A 6,639-nucleotide genomic window follows, 5' to 3' on the forward strand; every position below is an offset into this window, starting at 1 on the left:
CAGGCGGCCCCTAGCGCTGGCGCTTCAGGAAGTCGGGAATGTAGTCCTCGTCCGCGAAGCGGCCGTTGTTCGACGACGTGGAGAACGACACCGGCGGCATGGACTGCTGCGGGATGGACGGCGCGGCAGGCTCGGGCGTCGTGGACGCGAACAGGTCCTTGCGCGAGAAGTCCATGGAGGACTGCTGCTGCGCGCTTGCCTTGAAGCCGGTGGCGATGACGGTGATGCGCACCTGGTCGCCCATGCCCTCGTCCACGATCTGGCCGTAGATGATGTTGGCGTTGTCGTCGGCGCAGGCCTCGACGGTGCGGGCCGCCGCGTCGACCTCGGTGAGCGTGAGGTCCGGGCCGCCGGCGATGGAGAACAGCACGCGCGAGGCGCCCGCGATGGACGTCTCGAGCAGGTTCGAGTTCGTGGCCTGCTGTGCGGCGTCGAGCGCGCGGTTCTCGCCGGAAGCCAGGCCGATGCCCATCATGGCCGTGCCCGCATCCTTCATGACGGTGCGGATGTCGGCGAAGTCGAGGTTGATGAGGCCGGGGATGGTGATGAGGTCCGTGACGCCCTGGATGCCCTGGCGCAGCGTGTCGTCGGCGATGCGGAACGCGTCGAGCATGCTCGTCTTCTTGTCCACGATCTCGAGCAGGCGGTCGTTCGGGATGACGATGAGCGTGTCGACTTTCTGGGACAGCAGGTCGACGCCCTGCTCCGCCTGGTTGCGGCGGGTGCGCCCCTCGAACGAGAACGGCTTCGTGACCACGCCGACCGTCAGCGCGCCGATCTCCTCGCGCGCGATCTCGGCGATGATGGGCGCGGCGCCCGTGCCCGTGCCGCCGCCTTCGCCGGCGGTGACGAACACCATGTCCGCCTCGGCCAGCGCCTCGCGGATCTCCGCGCGGCTCTCCTCGGCCGCCTGGCAGCCCACCTCGGGATTCGCGCCGGCGCCAAGGCCGCGCGTCAGCTCCTCGCCGATGTGGATCGTCTTGTCGGCATCCGACATGAGCAGCGCCTGGCGATCGGTGTTGACGGCGATGAACTCGACGCCCTTCACCCCCGCCTCGACCATACGGTTCACGGCATTCGTGCCGCCGCCGCCGACGCCGACGACCTTGATGACCGCCAAATGCTCGGAACCCATTTTGTTTGGCATTGTATCCTCCACACCTGCTGCGTTTCTTTATGCTGCGTTTTCCCAACGTGGGTACAGTTCACGTGGGGTTATTGTACACGATGCTCAACCATTTGCAAATTACGCCGCGGTAATGAAAACCGCACGTCCACAATATGAAACCGGTGGCGGTGCAGCGGTTGATTGCGGCCGCCGATCGACCGCCGCATGCGGATCGATCGCAAGGAGGGCGGCACCCGCCGCCGCTCGGAATCAGGGCCTGTGCGCGAATTGGAGCGCGGGCCACCTCGAAGATGCAGTCATGCGCCTTGACCATGAATCCCAGGCGACGCTGACAGCCTGGTGGAGAGGGGAGACCCCTCGCCAACAGGCTGATTGGACCTACTAGCATGGTTGGCGAGCTACGGCAACCTGTAGGAGGTCGATCGACCGCCTGCCGTCGTGACCAAGACCCCCTTCTCGACCATGGCCCCCAAGCGACGCCTCACAGTCCTCGCGCTTGCATTCGTGAACCTCGCAACCTCGGACGCAGTCACGCTATCGCGCTCGGCAAGCATCGCCATCACAACCGATTCGGTGCCGCTTTCGTAGCCGGCAGCATTGCGAGGCCGCCCCGAAGCACCGGGAACCGGAACGAACGCTTTGAAGAAATCGCCGTCCTCAAGTTCGGGATCCTGACCCGAATAGAGTCGGGAGTATTTGAAGATGTTTCGAGTCCCACTCCCCAATTCCTCTGCACGTCCGATCTGGGAGAAGAAATTAGCGATAATGGGGTTTTTCGGCGTCGGATCGAGATTGTCGGGAGTCAGCGGCCCGGAGTACAGGGAGCGGCTTGCGTTTTTCGTTCGAATGCCCTCTTCATCGATAACAAGCTTGGCGATATAGGGGCTGATGAACTTGCGGTGAATAAGCGCGTTCGAAACGAGTTCTCGAACGATGACGTCCCTTGCGCTTACCCGCTGCATGCCCTCGAGGGCAAACGAGTCCGGAAGCCATTTCTCACAGAAACCAACGAGCAGATCGTAAGCCTCCAATAGATTGGTTTTCACAACGAGACGGTCATCGTAGCGATCGACGCTCTCTCTCCTCAATACGGCATCGGTGCGGTAAGCGGGAGAAACGTCGAGTATGAGGTCGTCTTTGCCGAACAGCATGATAGCTGCCACCGTGAACCCTTCTTTGCCCGTTTCAGGGTCGCGCGAATAGAGGCGGGAGCTGCGGAACAGCTCGTCGACCTCCAAGGAGAGCCATGGGTGGTTCATCCTGTTCACCAAGATCATGCTTTTGACCCGAGGTATCAAGTCCAAACGCAGATCCTGCTCGGTCACCCAAGGATACACGCGACGCTCGGTGTAATAGTTCTGCTTGCGCAGGTAAAGCGCGTTGATCTGAGCATCGCTCTTCACGCGGATGTCGGCGTCGGCAGCACGATCATACACCGTCCCCCTGAAACGAAACACCATGGGGCCCATAGGGACCCAAATGCGAAGAACGATAAGCCCCCCCCCCCCCCCGAAGGTTATGCGCTCGAACTCTATCGCCGGCGGGACGTTGAATAGATCGGGATTGTTCACCACGTTCACAATATTGCGCTCGATGGCGCTGACGGCCCTTGCGTCGATCCCCTCAACGGCTCCATCGTCCAACACGCCGAGCAGGATACTGCCCCCTTGCCTGTTCGCGAACGAGCAGATCGTCTCGAACGTATCCGCTCCCGGCTGATTGCCGCAGCGCTTGAACTCCAACGACAATCCTTCACCCCGGGAAAGATAGCCATCGAGCTTCGAACCCTCCATGCGCCCTCCTTACCCTCGGTTCTTTTCTGGCCATTTTACACGATTGGCCGGAATATGGCCGGAATATGGCCGGAATACGCGCACTATGCGCCCGGGAAGCAGCGGAACCACTTGCAGCTCTTCGACGAGGCAGTCGTGGGTCTTGGTCTTCGGGTCCCAGGCGATGCCGACGGCCAGGGAGCGAGCCGACCCGCGTTTCCCCAGCAGGCCGTCGGCGAAGAGCGCGGCGTAGTCACGTTTGCGGATCTGCGCGACAGCCTCTGCGGCGGTGCCGCCCGTCTTCAGCTCCACGATGAAGGGACGCCAGCGCGCCTCGGCGAGATTGCGGGGAATGAACGTCACGTCGGCCACGCCCTTGCCGGCCGGCTCCTCGCGACGCACGGCGTAGCGGTCGCGGGCTGCGAGGTAGACGAGGTTCACGAGCGCCGCCAGGTCGGCTTCATTCGCGTAGCGCAGGAGCGGCACCTCCTGGTCGTGGGCCGCCTCGATGACCTCGGCCATCGTCGCCACGTCGCCGCGAAGCGTGGCGTCCAGCATGTCCTCGCTGCGCCGGGTCAGGCGCGCGACGTAGCCCATGCCCTCCTTGGCCAGCAGCTTCTGGACTTCAGCATGAGCACGTGGTTGGGGATGGACACGCACCCGTCGTAGTACGTGAGGAAACCGTACACCACCATGGCCGAGAATATCTCGTCTTTCGTGGACAGGCTCATGGACGAGGCCGCGTAGTTCTCCATCTCCGCGCGCTCCGGCTCGCCGGCTGCCATGCGCACCAGGTCGTCGCGCACGGCGGCGATGTTGTTGCGCACGTAGCAGTGGATCTCGTCGTAGGGGCCCGACTCGGTCCAGCAGCTGCGCAGGCTGTCGTCGATGAGCGCCAGCACCACCGACCGCGGGTTGAAGCGGCGCTCGCCGTCCTCGGTGAGGTAGCCGTCGTACCAGTGCTCGAGCCCCTCGTAGCCTACCCGCGCGTCCGGTGTGCATGCGAGGTGCCGAGCGCAGAGCTCGCACACCTCGTCCTGGGTGAACCCGAAGAAGCGGTCGTAACGCAGATCCTCCACGGCGCCGTACTCGACGAACATGTTCAGCTCGGAGCCCGTGGAGTGCTTGGCGATGGAGAGGATGCCCGCCATGTGGGAGAGCTCGACGTAGGGCTTGGTTTTGAGCAGCTGCTTCAGGAGCATGAGGAACGAGCGCTGGCCGTCCTCGGTGAACAGGGGGTTGAAGAACAGGGAGTCCCATTCGTCCATGATGAAGCAGAATTGCGCTTTCGTGACATCGTAGACGCATTCGTGCGCTGCGAACAGGCCGATCCGCGGCTCGACGCCCGCCTCGGGAGCAAACGCGCGGAGGTCGTCGACGATGCCCGCGCGGATGGCGTCGATGTAATCTCGGTAGCTCTCGCATTCGTCAGGCAGCACGCTGAAGTCGATGTAGATGACGTCGTGGGCTCCGAGGTGCGCCATGGCCGCAGGGTCGCAGGACACTTCGAGCCCCTCGAACAGCGGGGCCGCGTCCAAGCCGCGCGTGAGGAAGCTCGCCAGCATTTGCGCGTTGACCGTCTTGCCTAACCGACGCGGACGCGTGATGCAGATATATCCCCCGTCTTGTCGACGAAGTAAGGCGAGCCCGTAATTCTTAAGGAGGTTCCCGTGGCATATATCAACAGTAACGCGCCGCCGGTCGGATATGGTTCGCAAGCCCAAGTATACCAACAACGACCCAGCGATCAGGATCCTTTCACAAAGCGTAAAAGAGCAATAACCCCTTGCGGCGCTTTTTTCGCAGCGGGGAGGTGCGTCGAGCTTTTCATGTCGACCTTAATGCCGATCGATGGCGGCGACCACTTTCGCGGACTTTTTTAGCGCGTCTCCGAATCTTGCGCTTATGGTTTTTCACGTCGACCAAAATGGGGTCATTCGGAAAAGCATTCTGAGCCCTTTCGGCGTAAGTTAGAAAATTCCCTCGACCTCCGCTCTTCCCAACTCGCTCGCGCACTTTGGCATTTCTCTTAGGCTTGCGGCCCCAATCACTGTACTCCAGATAAAGTGAATCGACTCGTTTTTTTGCTGGCCTGAACTTCCATTTGTACAACCGGCCTACTCTCCTGTACATGCGCTTGTAGAAACGACCGATAGTTCTTTGCCGCAGTCTCACCGACGTACCGTCAAAGGAGAACCCCAAATAGTCGATAGCGCATTTCGGCTCGTCTTCCGAGTCGAGCAGGTAAACCCCTCCGTCAACCATCCTAAACGAATGCGTCTTACGTGGATGAATCTTCAACGACGGCATCGTTCCGGCCAAACGTGAAAACTCATCCCGCCCCTCTTCAAACCCTTCCTCGGTAGGCACAACGAAGATGAAATCATCCGAATAGCGCATATATAAACCGTCGTGCCTTTCGGCTACAGCTTTGACTGCCGCATCAAATTCCAGCATGTATATGTTCGCTAGCGTGCCACTAATGGGAAGCCCCTGGGGTACACCCTTTTCTCCGTTTTCCCTCCATGGACGCTCAACCGAAGCGCCCACCATGTTTTTGAACTCATCAGAGCTCAGCACTCTGCCCCTGTTGTTGAGTCGTTTGACGCCGCTCTTCGTATAAGGAAGCCCGTAGTGGTCGAGAAGCTTTTCTATATCCCAAACCGAATGCCTGGTTGCATTCTTCAGCACATGGTAATAATCGTCCGGGATCGCACCGCCAGGGAACAATCGCCTAACCTGCTTTTTCAGATAAGCATGATCAAGCGTTTCGAAAAAGTCCTCGAAATCCCCCGCATAAGCGAAACAAGCTTCAAGATCTCTCATCTTCGAAAAAGCGCGCAACGCGAAGTCGCAGTTTGACTGCCCCTTGAGATGGGCGCGATACGCGATAGCGCAATCGCCAATGCCGATTTCGGTCGCAACATCGTTGTATCGTTCATTAAGCAAGCCCGAATAGTACTGATAAATGCATCTATCGAGGTGTGCGGCGTATTTTATAGGACGTGGATCGTTAAAAAACTTGCCATGCCCATCGGGCTTCATGCGGCGCAAGTCCCTCTGAATGAGGGGATAAAATGCATAGCTTTTTACAAAACCAGGATCCATGACAAGGTTGGCCTTGGCGGCGAACGAAGTCCTGAAATCAAAATGAACGTACGACTTTATCGTATGCGGCTTCTTAATGTAAGGAGGAATGCTATCCGTCATATCTCGTCTGCCCGGCAAGCCGGCCCTATCAAGGGGCGGCGTCCATTTCAGGGTCGGCTCGCTTACATAAATGCTGCGGCCATCCCGCAGCCCTTACCGCTTCATCGCGAAACGGTAGCCGCCTTTCGGGTCAAGCCCGTAAAGCAATCTTCATCTGCGGCACAATCGCCTTAGACGAAAGGAACGCATCCATGAGCCTCGCCGCGCTGTTTGTCAGCACCATTAGCCTAGCTGATGGAGATTTCGTGAGCATCCATCGATGGATGTTTACGACAGTGTTCCCCCACCGTGGCTAATTCCACGGTGCAAGATCATGTTAACTCTAACTCTATCGTTCTTGAAGTCCCAAGTTTTTCAATCAGCCAATAGGCGTCAAAACCACAATCAAGTTGATTAGCAACTTGATCCGAACACTTTGCCTTTCCTCTTGAAGTTAGCCGAACGCGTACGGTTGAGTCCGAGAATCCTTGTCCGAGGGCGGGCCCGAAGGGGGCGGCCGCGTAGGGGCAAGGATCATGGCAGAGAGGA

General features: G+C 59.4%; 5 protein-coding genes. All 5 read right to left on the reverse strand.

Annotation, left to right across the window (positions count from 1 at the left end; all coding sequences use genetic code 11):
* Positions 1-10: 10 nt before the first annotated feature.
* Positions 11-1,147, reverse strand: coding sequence for a cell division protein FtsZ (ftsZ, locus tag C1877_RS14760; protein WP_041239412.1), 1,137 nt, complete (start codon positions 1,145-1,147; stop codon positions 11-13).
* A 380-nt stretch (positions 1,148-1,527) separates the two neighbouring features.
* Positions 1,528-2,922, reverse strand: coding sequence for an RNA-binding domain-containing protein (locus tag C1877_RS14765; protein WP_114569500.1), 1,395 nt, complete (start codon positions 2,920-2,922; stop codon positions 1,528-1,530).
* Between the two features lie 9 nt (positions 2,923-2,931).
* Positions 2,932-3,498 carry a hypothetical protein gene (locus C1877_RS14770; RefSeq protein WP_015539752.1) on the reverse strand — a complete coding sequence of 189 codons (567 nt, stop codon included), beginning with the start codon at positions 3,496-3,498 and terminating at the stop codon, positions 2,932-2,934.
* Positions 3,477-4,637: an AAA family ATPase gene (locus C1877_RS14775; protein ID WP_315970804.1), complete on the reverse strand. Its 1,161-nt coding sequence runs from the start codon at positions 4,635-4,637 to the stop codon at positions 3,477-3,479. Before C1877_RS14775 ends, C1877_RS14770 begins: the two co-directional genes overlap by 22 nt.
* Positions 4,638-4,728: 91 nt before the next feature.
* Positions 4,729-6,111: a reverse transcriptase domain-containing protein gene (locus C1877_RS14780; RefSeq protein ID WP_096226888.1), complete on the reverse strand. Its 1,383-nt coding sequence runs from the start codon at positions 6,109-6,111 to the stop codon at positions 4,729-4,731.
* Between the last annotated feature and the right edge of the window lie 528 nt (positions 6,112-6,639).

Origin of the sequence: Gordonibacter pamelaeae (genome assembly GCF_003340385.1) — a bacterium.
GTDB classification, from domain to species: domain Bacteria; phylum Actinomycetota; class Coriobacteriia; order Coriobacteriales; family Eggerthellaceae; genus Gordonibacter; species Gordonibacter pamelaeae.

Coding starts and splice junctions, on each gene's coding strand:
- ftsZ (WP_041239412.1), bottom strand. CDS start 1,147: ATGCCAAACAAAATGGGTTCCGAGCATTTGGCGGTCATCAAGGTCGTC.
- C1877_RS14765 (WP_114569500.1), bottom strand. CDS start 2,922: ATGGAGGGTTCGAAGCTCGATGGCTATCTTTCCCGGGGTGAAGGATTG.
- C1877_RS14770 (WP_015539752.1), bottom strand. CDS start 3,498: ATGGGCTACGTCGCGCGCCTGACCCGGCGCAGCGAGGACATGCTGGAC.
- C1877_RS14780 (WP_096226888.1), bottom strand. CDS start 6,111: ATGACGGATAGCATTCCTCCTTACATTAAGAAGCCGCATACGATAAAG.